Origin of the sequence: Streptomyces sp. NBC_01549, from assembly GCF_026339955.1 — a bacterium.
Lineage (GTDB): Bacteria > Actinomycetota > Actinomycetes > Streptomycetales > Streptomycetaceae > Streptomyces.
Genome location: NZ_JAPEPW010000004.1, coordinates 108,621 through 124,986 on the forward strand (window position 1 = coordinate 108,621; position 16,366 = coordinate 124,986).

Sequence of the window (16,366 nt, forward strand, 5' to 3'; positions counted from 1 at the left end):
GACGCATCACCCGCGCCCGGGTCACCTCAGACCTCGGCAAGCTCTGCAGGTCGGCGGGCGGTGACCGGCGTCGCAGATCCGCCCACCACAGGCCCGCCCCCTGAGCGACCCGGGCCGACGGCGCCCACGTCCGCGGCCACCACTGCCCCGCCCGATACCCCCACTCCTGACCGGAAAACTCAACGGTCAGATGGGGATGGCGAGATAGCCCCTCGATGGTGACGGTCGGGGGCTGGTGTGGGGCGGTGGGGTCGTGGGATGTCAGGCGGCTGCCGGGGTGAGGGTGACGTCGTGGCCGAGGGCCTTGAGCTGGCGGACGAGGTCGCGGCTCTTGCGGGCCGGGTCGAGGTTGCGGGTGTGGAAGTCGGGGCCGAGGTCTCGGTAGCGGGCGGTCGGGTCGTTCATGAGGTGCCAGACGGCGACCAGGATGGAGCGGGCGACGGCGACCAGGGCTTTCATGTGGCCGCGGCGTTTGACGATGCGGCGGTAGCGGGCGCCGAGGAAGGTGTCGGTGCGGGCGGCGGAGATTGCTGCTTCGCCGAGGGCGCCGCGGAGCCAGGGGTTGCCTTTGCCGGTGGGGCCGGAGGTGTTCTTGTTTCCGGACTGGAGGGTGCGTGGGGAGAGTTTCGCCCAGGACACGAGATGGCCGGCGGTGGGGAAGACCGTCATGTCCAGGCCGGTCTCGGCGAGGATGACCTGCGCGGTGCTGGGGCCGACGCCGGGGATCTCGTCGAGGCGTTCGGTGTCGGTGATCGGTATGAGGGTGCCCTGTCCGGGGCCTTCGTCGTCCTCGGTGGTGGACAGCTCGGCCAGACGCAGGGTGATCCGGGCGGTGAGCTTGTCGATCTGCACGGTGAGGTAGTCGACGGTGTCCAGCAGCATCCGGCACATGAAGGCGTGGTGTTCTTCGAACCGGCCGGTCAGGGCCTCGGCCAGGGTGCTGTGGCTGGCCTTGATGGTGCCGTGGGCCAGGTCCGCCAACGCCTTGGGGCTGCGTTCGCCCGCGATCAGTGCCTCCAGCATGGCCCGGCCGGAGACGCCGAAGATGTCGGCGATCACGGTGGACAGCTTGATCTGGGCGTCCTCGAGGAGTTTCTCGGTGCGCTGCTTGTGGCGGGTGCGCTCGTGGGTCATGACGGCCCGGGCCCGGGTCAGATCGCGCAGTTCACGGACCGGCTTCGGGGGTACGAACGAGGGCCGGAGCATGCCGCGTTCGGTGAGCTTGGCCAGCCAGACCGCGTCCAGGCGGTCGGTTTTGGGCCGGCCCGGGACGTTCTTGACGTCACGGGCGTTGACCAGCCAGCACTCCAGACCACGCGATTCCAGCAGAAAGAAGTACGGCTTCCAGTAGGTCGACGTCGCCTCCATCACCACCCGGGTGACGCCCTGGCAGACCAGGTGGTCGGCCAGGTCCAGGATCGCGCCGCTGGTCGCGACGGTGTTGAAGACCCGCTGCACGCGCTTGCCGGGCTTGTCCTCGTGCGGCACCCGCACACAGACCATGCCCGACGCCTTGGCGATATCGATCGCCGCGACACGGGCCACGAGCTCCTCGGCCTGCTCGATCTCCTCGACGCCACCGTCGTCGGTGTCCGCCATGCACAACTCCCTGGTATCGATCCGTACGGGCCGACGCCTGCCCAGGGGGCCGCGGGGGGAGCGAAAATCTGACCGGCGTGCTCGATGGCAACAGTGCGTGGCCCCTCTGCGGCCCCGGCACCAGACTGACCTACGGGCTCAACGTCCCAACGAGCTACCGGCGTCGGCGGGCAGGCGCCGCAGCCATGTTTTCACGCCGGCAAGGCGCACCCGAAGGGAACAGGGGGACTGACCTGATGGAAAGTGAGACCCCCATGACCACCACCCTCCCCGTCCTCGTCGTCGGCGCGACCGGCTCCCTCGGAGGCAAGGTCGTCGACGAACTGCTCAAACGCGGTAAGAACGTCCGCGCACTGGTCCGGCCGACCACCGACGCGAGCAGGCTCGAAAGCCGGGGTGTCGAGATCGCCCGCGGCGACATGCTCGACCTCGACTCACTCGTCGCCGCCATGAACGGCGCCGATGCCGTCATCACCACCGCTGCCGGCTACACCCGCGGCGGCAAGAACGCGCACGACATCGACACCGTCGGCAACGTCAACCTCGCCGAAGCCGCCCACCGCACCGGCATCCGGCGGTTCGTCCTGACCAGCATCCTCACCAGCGACCAGACACCCCAAATCCCGCACTTCTGGCACAAGAAGATCGCCGAGGACAAGCTCGAACAACTCGGCGTCCCGTTCGTCGCACTGCGGCCAGGGGCATTCCTCGACCAGATCGCGACCATGGCGGGCGACCCGATCGACAAGCGCCGCCTGATGTGGATCGGCAAGACCACCGTCCCGCTGACCTTCGTCCACACCTCCGATCTCGCGGCATACCTGGCGGCCGCCGTCGACGCCGAGGCCGACAACGGTGAGCGCATCGACATCGGCTGGGACCGTCCGGTCAGCATGCGCGAGATGGCCGACCTGATGGGCAACCGGGCGGGAAAGAAGATCAAGGTGTGGGCCGTCCCTTCCGGCGTCGCCCGCGCCGCAGGAGCCGTCGCCGGCCGCTTCATGCCCCTGGTCAAGGACATGGCCGCGATGTTCAGCTGGTTCGACAGCGGCCGCTACGTCGCCGACCCCCGCCGCCAGCAGCAGCTGTTCGGCCCCGTCCCCACGGCCGAGGACGCCCTCGGCCGCTACACCGACGAGCTGGGCACGGCGCAGCACCGGTGACGGGCCCGCATCCCGGTCCCGCCGCCCGGCGGGGGCCAACCGATGAGTGCAGGAACCGGTGTGACAGATCGCCACACATTCCTACCGCACCCGGAATGGGACCTGGCGGGCCGGCTGCAGCCGAGCTTCACCTGAACTGGCGATACCACGACACCTGTTACAGCTAGCCTCGCACCACAGCCGCTCCCCTAGAGAATCCACTATGCCAGTGGTGCATGGCACCCGTGACGGAGCAGTGGGGTCCGACCGTGCGCTACATCGGCACACGCGCGTAGCTGCGCACCGGTCGGGTGAAGCCGTTCGGACGGGAGAACCTCCGGAGGCGTCGGCACGTCATGCCAGGCATGAGGCAGATCAATGACGCGCATGTGGCAGAGCCGGGGCTGGCCGTCGTGGAAGTCGCAGCCGCCGACGACCAGACGGCCTTTGCCCTCCAGGAAGTACTCGCCACGCGGTGGGTGACCGCGACGGCGGACCGTACGACACGCGTGCCCGGCGAGCCCGGCGTACGGCTGCGCTGCTACCTGGACCTGCGACAGGAGCTCGGCACGTAGAGGTACCCGCCCCGAAGGGGTCAATACCGCGGCGTCGAGGCCTCTTCGCCTGCTCAGCGCGGACGGCACGCGTCAATCGCGGCGCGTACCGCGTCCGCCTGCGGCCACTCCTCTTCGTGTACTCAACAGGCCTGGAAGTCCTGGTGGTTGGAGCAGCACTAGTCTCGCCTCCGCGGCGGGGGCGGGCAGGTCAGGAGACGCGCAGGAGTGTGGTGGCGGGGCGGATCGCGCCGGGCCCGAACTTGGCGCGGATGCGGTCGCTGACCTCTTCGGCGACCAGCCGGGCCTCGCGTGCCTGGTCGAAGCTGATCTGCTCGGCAACCTGGTCTGCGGCGATCAGGTCCTCGCCTTTCAGCGTGATTCCGGTGAGGCGGCCGCGCTGGAGTCCTGCCGCGTCGATCAGCCGGTAGGCCGACGTGCGGAGGTCGTGGTCGTGGGCGGAGGCATCCGGGAGCCGGCGGGTCTTCTCCCATGTGGTGCCTCCGGCGAAGCGCAGGGTCAGGGTCAGGCCGCGGGCCGCCTGGCCCCGACCACGGAGCTGGTGGGCGAGGGTGACGACCAGGTCGAGCAGGGCCGCGCGGACGGCGGCGCCGTCCAGGGTGTGCCGGGGGAAGGTGCGGCTCACGCTCGCGGAGGCGGGCAGGACGCGCGGGGCCACGGGGCGGGGGTCGACGCCGCGGGCCCGGTCGGCCGCCTGGCGTCCGGCCCGGCCGCCCAAAACGCGCTGCACCGTCGCCGGCGGAACGGCGGCGAGCAGGCCGACGCAGTGCACGCCGAAGTTCCGAAGGGCCTGGGCCTGGCGGGGGCCGATGCCGTAGAGGGCTTCGACGGGCAGCGGTCCGAGCCAGTCCGTGACCTGGCCGGGGTCGACGGCGAGGACGCCGCCCGGCTCGGTGATCTGGCCGGAGGCGGTGGCCGCGACCGTAATAAACGGGCCGATCCCGACCCGCACATCGACACCCAGCCGGGAGATGGTCCGCACCCGCAGCACCTCCCCCAGCCGCCGCGCATCCACTCCGTGATAGCGCAGCGCCCCCTTCAGCTCCACCAAGGCCGCCGACGGGGGCAGCGCCTGAACGACCGGGGAGAGCTCCGCCAGCTGCTCGAGCACCTGTCGGTAGACGTCCTCCGGCAACCCGTCCGGGCACCGCACATGCATCACACTCGCCACCCGCCGTGCCTCCATCCCTGCCTCCACAGCACCCACCTCCTCCACCCCACGTTATCGAACTAGAATTCGAACACGCGAGAGGGCGAGCCTGGTCACCCGCAGATCTAGAATCGGAAACATGTTCGACGACCTGCCTCCTGACCTGGCACGACTGCTCACCCTGCGGGTGTGGCACGCCATGTGGCTGCAGCGCATCGACACCAAGATCGCCGACCTTCAGGAACGGGAAGCCGAACAGGAACGGGGCCGGAAGAACCGGCCGCAAGAGCCGGACTGGATCGTCGAACTCGGCATCGGCAACGGACGCCCGCCCATCGAAGTGCACGTCGGCGGCTGCTACGCCGCGGGCAAACGACGACGCCCCGTCCCGCGCGACGAAGCACGCCGACTCCTCACCTCCGGCGTGCGCGCCTGTACGCACTGCAAGCCCGACGCCCAGCTCCGCATCCTCGACTGACCCGCCACAGCCGACGCCGCGGCTCCACTCCCCCGTCCTGCACGGGACTTCGGCCTAGGCACCCCGCTGCCGCCGGGCCGGCCTCTTCGCCGCCGCGGTCTTCTTCGCGGTCCAGGGGGCCCATCGGCAAAAGCGCGGCAGCAAGAGCGGTCGGCCCGCCGGCTTCGACCGAGCCCGGTATGCCCGCAGAAACGAGGTCGAGCGAACGATCAACGCCCTCAAAGGCTTCCGCGCCGTGGCCACTCGGTTCGACAAACGGGCTTACGTCTTTCACGGCACGGTGACCGTCACTGCGATCCGGCTGTGGCTCCGCTCCTGAGCCCTCCCCGCCTACTTCCGATTCACCCTGGTCTACCGCAGGACAGGGCGGTTGGCGGATGTGTACGCGTCCGCGATGTTGAACACGCTGGCACAGTGTGGGCATTCGCCCTTGCCGAAGAGGTGGGCGATTCCGTCGGCGAGTGCCTCGTGTCCGTCGCGGACGGCAGTCTCGTGCATCCAACGGCCGGTGCCGGAGAGCTCCTGAAAGGACGCCGGCCGCAGGCCGCGACGGTCCACGTCGCCCAGGTTCCAGTCCCGGATCGCTGAATAGCGCCCGTAGTCCCCGATGGCGATCGTCACTTCCACGGCGCAGTGGGGGCAGGCCACGTGGTAGAAGTCGTCCGTGAAGTCCCCCCAGGACGGCACTCCAGTGGTACTCCTCCTTGGCTGCAAGCAGATTGAGGAAGGCCGCGAAGTAGTCGACCGGCCGCGATTGCAGGTGCCGGTCCAGCAGCTTGCGGAACTCCGCGATCGCGTCGGCGCAGTCCGCCAGCAGATCGTCGCAGCCGTGGTGTCCTGCCGCACCTCGCAGGATCGCCCCGGCCAGTCCACGCGCCCGTGCGCTCCTCGAGGCGAGACGCACCAGGCCCGGCAGGGCGGCAAAGCTGGCGGGGAAGACGAGGTCGTGTTCGAGGACCAGCCGATATCCCAGTTCCTCCCATGCTTCGGCGTTGTCCTCGAGCTCCACCCGTTCCAGAAGCGCGGGGACGCGATCGACATCCCCGTAGCAGTCGTGCATCTGCGTCCAGTTCACCACGTGGGCATTAAAGCGCCCCCGTGGCAGCCGGGGTGGACGTCCCTGTTCCTGACTCATCGGACAGGCCCTAGCTGTGGTGTCTCAGCACGTTGGTTACACGGGACTACTGCCCTGTCGCATGATTTGCCTCTAGCCTCGGATCATGGATTGGTTCATGGCGGCGTTGGTGGGGGCGGCTGGCGGCGTCTCCATCGAGGCCGTCGACGTCGTCAAGGCCATCAAGTGGCACCGTCAGATGCCGTGGAACGTCCAGTCGGACACCATCGATCCGCCTCGGCGCAGAGCTGATGTGCGGCCTGGCGAGGAGCATCTGCCCGCACCCGGCTGGAAGGCATATTGCGTCGCCGGGGTAATGCGGCTGCTCGTCAGCGGTGCCCTGACCGGTGTCGTGGCGGCCACGTATCCGCGGAGCACAAATCCCCTGGCGGCGTTTCTCATCGGGCTGGGCGCGCTGTCCGTTGTCCAGCAGGCCACCACGCTGGTGCCGTTGATGGTCAAGAGTGCAGGGCGGGCTGCTCTGGGGGGCCTCGGCGGAGAGGCGACCGGACAACCGCCTGGCCCCGGGTCGTCGGATGGTGGCCTGCCGGGACCTCGGCCGGGTAGTCCTGCAGCAGGGAATCCCCGGCCAGATACAGGTGTTGCCGCACAGCAGGATCCGACGGGCGGAGGGGGTGCAACGTGACGATTGCTGCCGAGTCCTTGGCTGGCCGTGTCCTGGCTGTATTTTCACGTCGTTCCCCGGGCTTCCGGCCTCCCCTGCAGACCGCCAGCCTGTCGTCTGGCCTTGGCGAGACTTCTCTGGGCGATCCAGCCCAGGAGGCCATGGCAGGGCTGAGTCTGGCTGAGGTAACGGCTCGCTGGAAGTCTGTGCCTCCACAGGAGCGGCTCCGGCGTCGTGGTGACCTTCTGGCCGTCGCAGATTTCCTGAAGTCTGACGTTGTAGCCCTCCTCCGCTCCCCCGACCGTGCCCGCAGGCTCGACGACGTCCGCGCCCGCGCCCGCGCCCTCGACCGCTACCTCGGCCACGACCTCGGCCACGACCGCTACCTCGTCCGCGACCTCACCACCCGCTTTCAAGTTGCCATCATCAACGCCCTCGACCGTGACAGCAGTCTCGACGACGTCCGCGCCCGCGCTCGCGAACTCGACAGTGTCCGCGACCTCGCCCGGGACCGCGACCGCGCGCGCGACCTCGCCCAGGACCGCGACCGCGCGCGCGACTTCGCCCGGGACCTTGACCGCGACCTGGACCTCGCCCTCGTCAGCGCCCTGAACCGCGCGCGCGACCGCGACCTCAACCTCGACGCCGCCCTCGTCCGCGCCCTCGACCGTGCCCGCGGCCTCGAACGCGAACACGACCGCAACCTCTTCCTCGACCGCACCCGTACCCTCAACCTCGAACGAGACCGCGACCTCATCCGCGCCCTCGTTCGCGACCTCGACCCCGCCCTCGACCATGACCTCGACCTCGACCTCGACTTCATCGAAGCTCACCACAACCTAATCAGTGCGGCGAATAACTTCATTGGCGCTGATCTCACCATCGTGGATCTTGTTGAGGTCGACCTTGCAGGGGTCCGATGGGACAGCGACACCCAGTGGCCCACCCCTGAGTGGAAAGCTCGCATCCGCACAGCATCGGTGGAGGACCCGCCTGGATCCGGGGTTTTCGTCGTCCTTCCTGAAGAGGGCCACAACTTCGCAGATCGCGGTTCCCTGGCACCAACCTCATGAGACGGCACATCTAGCGGCCCTCACCTTTGAGGCCTTCTACGACGAGTGACCCGAGGAGGAGACCGCCTCCGCCGCCGTGCTCGCCATCGCCGACTACAAGCAGGAGCTGGGCGTGTGATTCCGGTCGCGCCAGAGGTTGTGGGAAGCCTGCTGACGCGGCCGGTTGATCACTTGCGGCTGGCCCGGAGCTCTTCGCGGACGTCGCGAACAGACCGAATCGCCGTGATCATCTTTTGGGAAAGCGCGGGGACCTGGTCAAAGAGGTGTCCCACAACAGTGAAACCCCCTACGACCGCTGCTGTCCCGACAGTCACCCAGCCCGCCATTTCCATGTAGCTCCTTCCGGAAGAGCCAGAGGCGGCTCCAGGCCGTCCGCCTCCCACAGGGGAGGCCCGCTGCCGCGACCGAATCTCTTCCTCGAACTACTGGGCCTTTTGGGCGACTTGAGTCTACCGCCCCGAACCGCTCTGTCCTTGGGCTCCTGGAGGTGAGCCGTGACTTCAGCGCTGCTCACCCCCGAGGAGATCGACCTCCTGGAACGGACACCGCAGTCGACGGCCCGTGAGGTCCTCGGGGAGCGCCGGCCTTCGGGGTGGATTCTGCAGAAGCTGCGCGACGGCCGCGGTCCCGTCCGGACTGATCGAGGTCGTCGCCCCAACCGCGAAGGTCGGGGACTTATCCAGGCCGTCGCCCTGGCGTGGCGCAGAAACTGCACGCGGCGGACCCGGGTGGTAGGGGGGTCAGCGGGCGAGGGTGACGGTGATGGGCGTGGCCTCCTGCAGACCCTGGCCGCTCGCGCCGCGCTCCTGGGACAGAGCTGCTGGGCTTCCGCGCGCAGGGGCGCAGCCGGTCCTCTCTGGATCCCATCACGCGGCGCGGCCTACGGCCTCGCTGGAGGTCAGCCGATGCCGGTGACCTGGAGTGCGGTGGTCCAGTTGTTCTTGATGGCGCTGCGGGCGGCGGACAGGGTGATGGTGCCGTTGCAGACGGCGTTCTTCAGTTTCGTCTCGGTGCCGTCTTTGGTGTAGGCGGTCTTCGTGCCGTAGTGCGGCTCGGGCCACAGGTTGCCGGGGTCACGGGGCGCACCGCCGAGCTCCAGCGGCACGAGGTGGTCCTCCTCGTAGTCCGACATGTTGGTGTCGGACTACCCGTAGTCGATGATGCCCTGCGCCTTGAGCGGGTTGGTGTAGGACGTGGAGGGCCGGACGGTGTCGGTCCAGCCGGACACGCAGATGGTGCTGTGGATGTTCGACTGGGTGACGTCGGGGTTGTACGAGCCGGGCGTGCAGGACGAGTCGGGCAACGGCAGGTAGGACTGGGAACAGGCGGAGGCGTGCGCGGTGCCGCTCACCGCGATGATGAGGCCGGCGGCGGCCATGCCGAGGGCGGTGGTGGTGGCGGTGACGCGGCGCAGAGGTCGCATTTGGGGGTCTCCCGCTTCGGGCCCGGAGGCGAGGCACCGGGCGGCTGACGGAATGACAGCACCCGCCGGATCTATGCGGGTAGATGCAGGCGGTGAACATCTGGTGACCTGCACCTTCTCCATACCAGGGCATGGGCGAGCCTTGCCCAAAGCCGCAGTTTCGCTTGGGACTTGAGCCGAAGAACGTGGCCGCGGCGAAGGTCTCAAAAGCCTTGGGCACCTCGCCGGCACCCTGCCGCTGATCCACTGACACAGCGGGAACCCGCTTCGGTGAGCGCGGACGCAAGCGACGCGCTGCGCAGTGGCGCATCCCGCTTAGTGTCGTGCTCCTTGGCGCGGGCCCCGGCCGGTGTACTGATGCGCCGGCCGGGCAGTATGTGCCCAGCCATTGCCTGCTCGTGAGGGGTCGTCATGCACTCCAGCTACCGTGCCGCGTCATCCGTGCTGTTTGCCGCGGTGTTCCTGGCGGGCTGCTCACCGGCCGCAACGGGCGGATCGACCGCGTCCCCGGCCGGAACTGCGGCCACGAAGCCTTCGGGTACAGACGCGCGCGGCGGCCCGCAGGGGGCGATCGCGGTCGGGGCCGGCCCGCAGAGCACCTACACCGTGCAGAAGCAGCCTCCAGCGGGCAGTTGCCACTTCCGGTACGAGAAGGGGGAGCCGGTCGGCCGCGTGCCGTCACGCACCCCACCCCCACCCCACGTCTCTCTGACAGATAGTCATTCCCGGTATCTCATTGTGTAAGGAGTCCTAAGGGCCCGTAAATAATCAACATGCTGGTTTGGTCTCTGTCGTGAGAGTCGCGCCGTGTGCGGCGGCGTGGACGAGGAGTCCTGCCAGGGTGTTGAGGTGTGCTGCTGGGGGCCGGGGTGTGTGTGCGTGCTGGTCCATCAGTCGCCGGATCTCGCTGGTGGTGTGGCGGATGGTGTCCTTGCTGACGGCGAAGAGGTGGGCCAGCACGGTGGGCGGCAGGGCGAGGTTTTGTTGCAGCACGGTGACCAGGACCCGGTCGGCCAGGTCGAGTTTGGCTTTGCGGCCGCCGCCCGGGGCCCGGCGCCGCTCGCCGCCGTCGCGTCGGGTGGCGGGGTCCTGTTTCTGCAGCGTCTGCCAGTCGGCGGTCAGGGTCGCGGTCAGCTCGGTCAGTGCGGTGCAGGTCATACCGGTCAGCGCGGGATGTGACAGAGCACCGCGGTCGAAGACCGCCGTTGGCCCAGGCGCTGGTCCGGTGGGGCCTGTCGGGCTGGAGGAGTGGGGGTGCACGGTGTAGTTCCATTCGCCGTGGAAGGCATGGCCGGTGACCGGCACTGCGTTCAGCTCGGCATCGCTGACCTTCACACCGGTGGGATAGGCGCCGGTGTCGAGTTCGGCGTGGACGGTGAGACCGGTGCGGGTGGTGGTCGCGGCGATGGACTGCACGACGACCTCGTGGCTGCTCAGCGGTCTGCCACGCCAGTTCATGGTGATCGCGGAGAACAGCCGATGCTCCACCTTGTTCCACTTCGATGTGCCCGGCCAATGCCGTTGCTTGATTACTGGACTATCGCGGTGTGCAGCGTGATGGCCTTGGCTGTGATCCGCCGTGTCGGTTGCCGGTCCCGGGTGTTGATCCGGTAGGAGAGCTTCGAGGAGTACTTCGAGTCCGGCCGTTTGAGGTGCCGGTCCGCCTCACGCAGGCGCCTGGCGCCGTTGTCGAGCTTCCGGCGCACCTTCGCCGCCAGCACAGCCAGGAACTTCTTGATCTTCTTGGGCGTATCCGCGCACTGTCGGACCACGCTGCGCCGCGTGTGCTTGAGGACCTTGACGAACGAGACCCGGTCCGGGTTGATGCCGTTGTCGTCGGCCAGACACATGATGACCCGCGTGAGGCAGTGGTGCACGACCAGGTGCGCCCAGACCTCCTGCCGCACCAGATCCGGGTCTCCCGAGCGCAGGACCTCGACCGGCCCGCGCTGGAACGTCTTGATCTGCCGGAACGCCGACTCCGCCTCCCACCTGGCATGGTAGAGCTCTGCCAACTCCGCCGCCGGATACGCAACCGGGTCCAACAGATCGGTCAACAGCCTGACCACCTCGCCGCCGTCAACGCGGTACTCGATCACCCGGACCAGCACCCCGCCAGGATGCGCGCCCTTCTGCCCGCCCAGGTTCATCCTCCCCAGGTAGGTCCCGTCAGGCAGATACTCAACCGGCCGGTGCGCCACCGGCGAGCGAGCCCGGATCAGCAGATGGGCCCCGAATCCGAGATAGGCCTTCCATAACTCGACCCCGGGGAAGCCCCGGTCCATGATGACGAGCATCTTGCTCGCCGAGGTCGCCAGAGTGATCGCCAACTCCCGCTCACCGCCGTTGAATCCGCCCACCGCCGCGTCGATCTGCGCGTGCGTGCCACACTCGGTCAGTGTCACCACCCGCACTTGAGGGAACCCCGCCGGCTGGCCGTTCTTGACCGGCCCACCGAACGCGGCACGGTTGGCTGGTGTGTCCGGCGCGTCCAGCACGAACCCGTCCACCGCGGCCAGCCGCATCCCGCGGTAGAAGGAGCCCTCCAGGCCGACGGGGGCCAACGGGTCGGCCAGCTCGCGGAAGACGGCCTCCAGGACCAGCGGTCCCAGACGCCTGCGCGCCCGCGTGAACGAGGACTTGTTCGGGATGCTCCCGCTCAACTCCCTGATACTGCCCACCAGTTGCTCCGCCGCATCGTCATAGGAGTCCTGTTGGAACAGCGCCAAGGCAAGCGTGAAGTAGACCATGAACCCGGCCGGCAGCGCGCCGGGCTTCTTGTCCCGGACCCGGCACTTCTCCAGCACCTCGGCGACCAGTTCCGGAGTCACCCACCGGGTCACCACCCCCAGTCGCACATGGTCGGACAACCCCACCCAAGGATGCATGCCGGGCCCAACGACCGCGCTCCTCCGGCGTCACTGCGAACTGCTTGACGAGTTCAAGCAACGGCATTGTGTGCCCGGCGGCATGTGGCAGACCGTGACGGCCAGGCCGGTCCGGGCGGCGAACGCAGCCAGCTCGGTCTTGAAGGCCCGGGTGCGGTAGCCGTTGGAGCCGCCGGCATCGGCGGTGATCAGCAGACGTCTGGCCTGCGGGTAGTCGAGACGTCCTTGCCCGTTCCACCAACGGAGGATCGACGCGACCGCGAAGGCTGCGGTGTCGTGATCCGTACCGACGTTCACCCAGCCGGTGTCCGCCGCCAGGTCGTAGATGCCGTAGGGCAGGGCCTTGCCCAGTGCATCACCGGGGAAGTCATGGACGTCAACCCGCACGGGTTCACCGGCCGGCCGCCATTGACATCCCGCATTCTTGAACTCCCCGACGACTTCCTTCTTTTTCGTGTCCACACTGACCACCGGCTCGCCGTCCGCCTGATGGTCCTTGACCTGGTCGTTGATGTACCGGAACTGAGCGTCCCGGTCTGGGTGTTGAGCGCCCTCAAGGGTCTTGGCATTGGCCTGCAGACTGAACCCGTTCTCCATCAGCAGCCTGCCCACGGTCGGCGCCGAAGCGGCACGGCCCTGCCGCGTCAGCTCCCCGGCCAGAGACCGCAGTGACCTGGTCGTCCACCGCAGCGGCGACATCGGATCGCCCCGCTCATCCGGCTCGACCAGCGCCAGCAACGCCGGAACGAGCAGCGGGTCAAGCTCCTCGGCGCTCTTGCGACCGCCGCCGTCCCGTCGGACCCGGCCATCGGGCAGCGGGTCCTCACCGCCCTCCAGCTCGAACACACCCTTCCGCACCGTCGTCTCGCTCACCCCTGCGGCACACGCGACGGCCCGGACCCCGCCGTGCCCCAGCAGCCGGGCCTCGGCGGCCAACGCCAGCCGCTGCTGCCGCTCATTCAGATGAGGTAACAACACCCCGAACCTCAGGGCAAGTTGGTCACGGACCTCGCTCGGTATACGCATACCACACCAACGATAGGAAGACCGTGAAGCAACGTGTTGATTCTTTACGGGCCCTAAGCCTCGGCTCTGCCAGTCGTTGCGGACCACGTACGGGATCTTGAGACCACGAGCAGCCCATGGCAGGCTCCTGCCGCATGATCGATGAATTCGCGAAAGACAACCTGCACGGGAGACTGCGGCGGGACCGCAAGGCGCTGCTCTGGAAACTCGACGGCTTGTCCGAATACGACGCCCGCAGACCTTTGACGGCGACCGGGACCAACCTCCTCGGCCTGGTCAAACACGTGGCCACCGTCGAGGCCAGGTACTTCGGCGAGGTCTTCGACCGCCCTTCCCCGGAACCGCTGCCCCGGTGGCAGGACTCCAACGGCAGCGATCTGTGGGCGACCGAGGACGAGACCCGCGATCAGATCATTGGGTTCTACCGGCGCACGTGGGAACACTCGGACGCGACGATCAACGAGCTTCCCCTGGACGCCCCCGGCCACGTGCCGTGGTGGCCGGAGCCTTATGCCGACACGAACCTGTTCGCCGTCATGGTCCATGTCCTCGGCGAGTCCATCCGGCATGCCGGGCACGCCGATATCCTGCGCGAGGGCCTCGACGGCCGGACCGGGTTGCGCGCCGAACACGAGAAGCAGATCGACGAGGAAGCCCGTGCAGCCTACTGCGCGAAGATCGAGCAGGCCGCCAGGTCGGCCGCATCAATCAAGGCTTAGTCGGACATACCAGGCAGCCTGACATCAGCTCCCCTACCGGCACTTGCGATTTCCGAGCACCCGGCCACCCGATATGCCCGCGTCACCCGATGTGGGCGTTCAGTCCACCCCTTCGTCGTCCTCGTCCAGCTCGAGCGCGTCCGCGTCGCTCAGCGGGCGCAGGGCGACGGCGGCCGGGGTCGAGGCGGTAAAGCTGTAGCGGCCAAGCAGGTTCAGGTTGCGGTGCTTGAGCGGGGAGAGCCGGGTGATGTCCTCCTCGCGGATCTCGTGGCCCTCGGCCTGGAGCTGGGCGACGGCGGCGTCGATGTAAATGCCTGTGTCACATCCCATGATCCGTGACGCTCTGTGATTCCCGAGATGATGCCCGGCCGCCGATCGTTCTCCAGGGGCATGGCTCAGAAGCTGCACCCGCGGCCGGCAAAGGCGCTTTACTGTTCAGCGTCAGTGGAGCATCGGACGAGGTCGAGGGAGACGGCGTTGCTGAAGAGGGTTATCGCGGTGAGCACGGCCGCTGTGCTGGCGTGGGGCCTGAGTCCGACGACGGCGAACGCGGCATCGGCCTACGTGCACTTCAAGAACGAGGCCACGGGCCGCTGCCTGGACTACCGAGCCGACTACGGACCCTACGCGACCGACTGCAACGGCAGCGGCTACCAAACCTGGCTGATCAACAACGAAGCCTTCCAGCTCTCCACCATGCGGCAGAACGCGGGCGACCGGCTCTGCCTGGTGGCCCGCAACGGTGCGGCCACGATGAAGCCGTGCCTGTCCAGCGACCCGGCAGCCCTGTGGGTCCTGGCCCCCACGACCGTCGGGTTCCAGCTGGTCAACAACGTGACCGACACCTGTCTCGGCGAAGGGGCGGACGCCAAGCACCTCGTCAAACTCGTCCCGTGCTCAGGCGGCAACTCCCAGCAGTGGGAGATGCAGACCACCTGACTCCCTGCAAGGCACCGCCAATCGGCCTACCCTTCTGACCCAGGCGGCGAGTCGGTGGCAGCCCAGTCGATCACCGGGCCCTCGGGCAGGTAGGCGAGGTACCGCTTCAACTTCGGCAACGGTCGCAGCAGCACCAGCCCGGCGCCGGCGAGGCGGTCATCCTCGTCGAACCAGCCCCAGACTCTCCGCCCGCCAGTCCGGCTTCACCTCTCCCCGAGGGCTGGGCTGCAACGAAGGCCAGATGCTCCTCGCGGGTGACCGCCTTCAGGCGACAACTCATGCGCAGTGCTCCTTTGCTTGATGCGCAAGCCTACGGAGAAACGCCGTCACCCCAAGGTTCCTCAGACGACACCCCGCCCACCTGGCACACCTCACTGCCCGTGGCCAATCACACAGCTTCTAACGGGTCGTCCAGAGCACGATGGCGTTGAGGACCAGGCCGAGCGAGCCGAGCTGGTCCTCCATGCCGTCCCGGTACGCCTGGTGGATGGTGCCGCGGGTCTACGGCAGCATCACGGTCCCCACGGCTGGCTTTATTCACGAGTAGCGGTTCTGCTCAGGTTTTGTGGCGGGTGACGTTCTGTCATTGCTCGACATCGAACACCGGGATGGACGGTGGAGGCGGGGCAAGGACTGTGCGGAGGCGGGTGAGGTTGGCTCGCCACTGCTTCCAGTCTGCCGGGTCGACCCAGTTCGAGGCTGGCCCGGCCTCGTCGCTGATGACGCGGGCGAGGGCCTCGTCCGCGAGCGCCCGAAGATCGTTGGGAAAGGCGGGCATGGGTTTCTCAGGGCCGTAGGGTGTGTCGATTGGGTCGCCGCCTGGACATTGGGTCGCAATCAGTGCGGCGGCGGCCACCGCTTCTTCTCCTTCGGTGAGCCAGCCGATGGCGTCGACGGTGCGCGTGAGGACGCCACGGATCAGCGCCTCGCGCTCCTCGGGCTTGGCGTCGTCGAGAGTGTTGGCGAAGTCCGCGGCCGTGTCGTTGTCGAAGGGGCCAGTGTCCCAGGTGCCCATGTTGATCTCCTCGTGTCGCCGGGATCCTCGCATCAGCCGCTGACATTGCGATCACTGTGCGAGCAGTACTCGCTTACGCAGAAGGGCGAAGCCAGCACGCCCGAACATCTGGCGCTTGAGCATCTTGATCCGGTTGACATGCCCCTCGACCGCGCCTGAGCTCCAGGGCAGGGTCAATCCGGCGGTGACGGCGTCGAGGTCGCGGTCGATGCCGGCGGCGAGGGTGTGGAGACTGGGCAGGTCGTCCTGCCGGACGGCGTCGAGCCAGTCCGGGAGACGCTCGCCCTGGCGCTCGGTGAGCATGACCGCGAAGGAGCGGACGTGCCGGGTGAAAGCATCGAGCTCGGGACAGTGGGCGCGGACGGTCTTGAGGTGGAGTTGTTCGGGCTCGGTGAGGGTCTCCGGGCGGCTGAGGATCCATCCCGCGACCGTCCGGGGCGAGGGCGGCCGGGCGGTCACCGGCCGCGGGGAGGTGCGCTTCTTGTGCAGGTAGGCGCGGACGCGCTGGTAGCTGCCTTTGTAGCCGAGCGGCATGATCTCCTCCCATAGCTTCCAGGCGTTGGTACGGCGTTGTCACGTTGTTGAGGGTGTGAGGTGTCT

Annotated in this window: 15 protein-coding genes and 6 pseudogenes; 7 read left to right on the top strand and 14 right to left on the bottom strand. The window is 68.1% G+C overall.

The window, feature by feature from the left end; all coding sequences use genetic code 11:
• Window positions 1-261: 261 nt before the first annotated feature.
• Entirely contained in the window at window positions 262-1,599 is a 1,338-nt protein-coding gene (locus OG819_RS50975; protein WP_266647905.1) for an IS110 family transposase, read from the bottom strand.
• Window positions 1,600-1,853: 254 nt separating this feature from the next.
• Here OG819_RS50975 and OG819_RS50980 point away from each other — a divergent pair, with 254 nt between their 5' ends.
• Together OG819_RS50980 and OG819_RS50985 are read left to right on the top strand one after the other, a co-directional pair.
• The gene (locus OG819_RS50980) at window positions 1,854-2,762 is read left to right on the top strand and encodes an SDR family oxidoreductase (RefSeq protein ID WP_266637074.1); all 909 of its coding nucleotides are present in this window, start codon (window positions 1,854-1,856) and stop codon (window positions 2,760-2,762) included.
• A gap of 344 nt (window positions 2,763-3,106) precedes the next feature.
• A complete protein-coding gene (locus OG819_RS50985; protein WP_266637073.1) occupies window positions 3,107-3,316 on the top strand; it encodes a DUF6207 family protein in 210 nt (69 codons plus the stop codon).
• A gap of 190 nt (window positions 3,317-3,506) precedes the next feature.
• On the opposite strand, the gene OG819_RS50990 is transcribed toward OG819_RS50985, so the two are convergent.
• Window positions 3,507-4,502 carry a hypothetical protein gene (locus OG819_RS50990; RefSeq protein ID WP_266656715.1) on the bottom strand — a complete coding sequence of 332 codons (996 nt, stop codon included), beginning with the start codon at window positions 4,500-4,502 and terminating at the stop codon, window positions 3,507-3,509.
• 103 nt (window positions 4,503-4,605) lie between these two features.
• On the opposite strand from OG819_RS50990, the gene OG819_RS50995 reads away from it, so the two are divergent.
• Together OG819_RS50995 and OG819_RS51000 are read left to right on the top strand one after the other, a co-directional pair.
• A complete protein-coding gene (locus OG819_RS50995; protein WP_266637071.1) occupies window positions 4,606-4,944 on the top strand; it encodes a DUF6233 domain-containing protein in 339 nt (112 codons plus the stop codon).
• Window positions 4,945-5,065: 121 nt separating this feature from the next.
• Window positions 5,066-5,263, top strand: a pseudogene (locus OG819_RS51000) (transposase); the annotation flags it as partial.
• A gap of 32 nt (window positions 5,264-5,295) precedes the next feature.
• Here the strand turns inward: OG819_RS51000 and OG819_RS51005 are convergent.
• Entirely contained in the window at window positions 5,296-5,631 is a 336-nt protein-coding gene (locus OG819_RS51005) for a hypothetical protein (protein WP_266656717.1), read from the bottom strand.
• 533 nt (window positions 5,632-6,164) lie between these two features.
• Between OG819_RS51005 and OG819_RS51010 the strand changes: the two genes are divergently transcribed.
• Window positions 6,165-6,704 carry a hypothetical protein gene (locus tag OG819_RS51010; RefSeq protein ID WP_266656719.1) on the top strand — a complete coding sequence of 180 codons (540 nt, stop codon included), beginning with the start codon at window positions 6,165-6,167 and terminating at the stop codon, window positions 6,702-6,704.
• 44 nt (window positions 6,705-6,748) lie between these two features.
• Here OG819_RS51010 and OG819_RS51015 read toward each other — a convergent pair whose 3' ends face one another.
• From OG819_RS51015 to OG819_RS51040, 6 genes and pseudogenes are all read right to left on the bottom strand, one after another.
• A complete protein-coding gene (locus tag OG819_RS51015) occupies window positions 6,749-7,519 on the bottom strand; it encodes a hypothetical protein (RefSeq protein ID WP_266656721.1) in 771 nt (256 codons plus the stop codon).
• 1,135 nt (window positions 7,520-8,654) lie between these two features.
• Window positions 8,655-8,888, bottom strand: a complete 234-nt coding sequence (locus tag OG819_RS51020; protein WP_241756912.1) for a hypothetical protein — start codon at window positions 8,886-8,888, stop codon at window positions 8,655-8,657.
• A gap of 12 nt (window positions 8,889-8,900) precedes the next feature.
• Window positions 8,901-9,179, bottom strand: a complete 279-nt coding sequence (locus tag OG819_RS51025; protein ID WP_266637063.1) for a hypothetical protein — start codon at window positions 9,177-9,179, stop codon at window positions 8,901-8,903.
• Between the two features lie 768 nt (window positions 9,180-9,947).
• Window positions 9,948-10,691: pseudogene (locus OG819_RS51030) on the bottom strand (ISAzo13 family transposase); the annotation flags it as partial.
• A 17-nt stretch (window positions 10,692-10,708) separates the two neighbouring features.
• Window positions 10,709-12,055 (bottom strand): IS4 family transposase, encoded by a 1,347-nt coding sequence (locus OG819_RS51035; protein ID WP_266638246.1) that lies wholly within the window; start codon window positions 12,053-12,055, stop codon window positions 10,709-10,711.
• Between the two features lie 81 nt (window positions 12,056-12,136).
• A pseudogene (locus OG819_RS51040) lies at window positions 12,137-13,093 on the bottom strand (ISAzo13 family transposase); the annotation flags it as partial.
• Window positions 13,094-13,227: 134 nt separating this feature from the next.
• Between OG819_RS51040 and OG819_RS51045 the strand changes: the two are divergent.
• Window positions 13,228-13,812: a DinB family protein gene (locus OG819_RS51045; RefSeq protein WP_266656723.1), complete on the top strand. Its 585-nt coding sequence runs from the start codon at window positions 13,228-13,230 to the stop codon at window positions 13,810-13,812.
• Window positions 13,813-13,911: 99 nt separating this feature from the next.
• Here the strand turns inward: OG819_RS51045 and OG819_RS51050 are convergent.
• A pseudogene (locus tag OG819_RS51050) lies at window positions 13,912-14,121 on the bottom strand (Tn3 family transposase); the annotation flags it as partial.
• 168 nt (window positions 14,122-14,289) lie between these two features.
• Here OG819_RS51050 and OG819_RS51055 point away from each other — a divergent pair.
• A complete protein-coding gene (locus OG819_RS51055; RefSeq protein WP_266656725.1) occupies window positions 14,290-14,751 on the top strand; it encodes a ricin-type beta-trefoil lectin domain protein in 462 nt (153 codons plus the stop codon).
• A gap of 56 nt (window positions 14,752-14,807) precedes the next feature.
• Here OG819_RS51055 and OG819_RS51060 read toward each other — a convergent pair.
• The 4 genes and pseudogenes from OG819_RS51060 to OG819_RS51070 form a co-directional block, all read right to left on the bottom strand.
• Window positions 14,808-15,031, bottom strand: a pseudogene (locus OG819_RS51060) (peptidoglycan bridge formation protein FemAB); the annotation flags it as partial.
• 125 nt (window positions 15,032-15,156) lie between these two features.
• A pseudogene (locus OG819_RS59380) lies at window positions 15,157-15,249 on the bottom strand (hypothetical protein); the annotation flags it as partial.
• 85 nt (window positions 15,250-15,334) lie between these two features.
• On the bottom strand, window positions 15,335-15,766 hold the full coding sequence (locus tag OG819_RS51065) for a DUF4259 domain-containing protein (RefSeq protein WP_266656727.1): 432 nt from the start codon (window positions 15,764-15,766) through the stop codon (window positions 15,335-15,337).
• 51 nt (window positions 15,767-15,817) lie between these two features.
• Window positions 15,818-16,300, bottom strand: coding sequence for a transposase (locus tag OG819_RS51070; protein WP_266656729.1), 483 nt, complete (start codon window positions 16,298-16,300; stop codon window positions 15,818-15,820).
• Window positions 16,301-16,366: the final 66 nt, after the last annotated feature.

What these genes read in the sequence shown, in the direction of transcription:
- OG819_RS50975 (WP_266647905.1), bottom strand. Translation starts at nt 1,599, where the DNA reads ATGGCGGACACCGACGACGGTGGCGTCGAGGAGATCGAGCAGGCCGAG.
- OG819_RS50980 (WP_266637074.1), top strand. Translation starts at nt 1,854, where the DNA reads ATGACCACCACCCTCCCCGTCCTCGTCGTCGGCGCGACCGGCTCCCTC.
- OG819_RS50985 (WP_266637073.1), top strand. Translation starts at nt 3,107, where the DNA reads ATGAGGCAGATCAATGACGCGCATGTGGCAGAGCCGGGGCTGGCCGTC.
- OG819_RS50990 (WP_266656715.1), bottom strand. Translation starts at nt 4,502, where the DNA reads ATGGAGGCACGGCGGGTGGCGAGTGTGATGCATGTGCGGTGCCCGGAC.
- OG819_RS50995 (WP_266637071.1), top strand. Translation starts at nt 4,606, where the DNA reads ATGTTCGACGACCTGCCTCCTGACCTGGCACGACTGCTCACCCTGCGG.
- OG819_RS51010 (WP_266656719.1), top strand. Translation starts at nt 6,165, where the DNA reads ATGGATTGGTTCATGGCGGCGTTGGTGGGGGCGGCTGGCGGCGTCTCC.
- OG819_RS51020 (WP_241756912.1), bottom strand. Translation starts at nt 8,888, where the DNA reads ATGTCGGACTACGAGGAGGACCACCTCGTGCCGCTGGAGCTCGGCGGT.
- OG819_RS51025 (WP_266637063.1), bottom strand. Translation starts at nt 9,179, where the DNA reads ATGCGACCTCTGCGCCGCGTCACCGCCACCACCACCGCCCTCGGCATG.
- OG819_RS51045 (WP_266656723.1), top strand. Translation starts at nt 13,228, where the DNA reads ATGATCGATGAATTCGCGAAAGACAACCTGCACGGGAGACTGCGGCGG.
- OG819_RS51065 (WP_266656727.1), bottom strand. Translation starts at nt 15,766, where the DNA reads ATGGGCACCTGGGACACTGGCCCCTTCGACAACGACACGGCCGCGGAC.
- OG819_RS51070 (WP_266656729.1), bottom strand. Translation starts at nt 16,300, where the DNA reads ATGCCGCTCGGCTACAAAGGCAGCTACCAGCGCGTCCGCGCCTACCTG.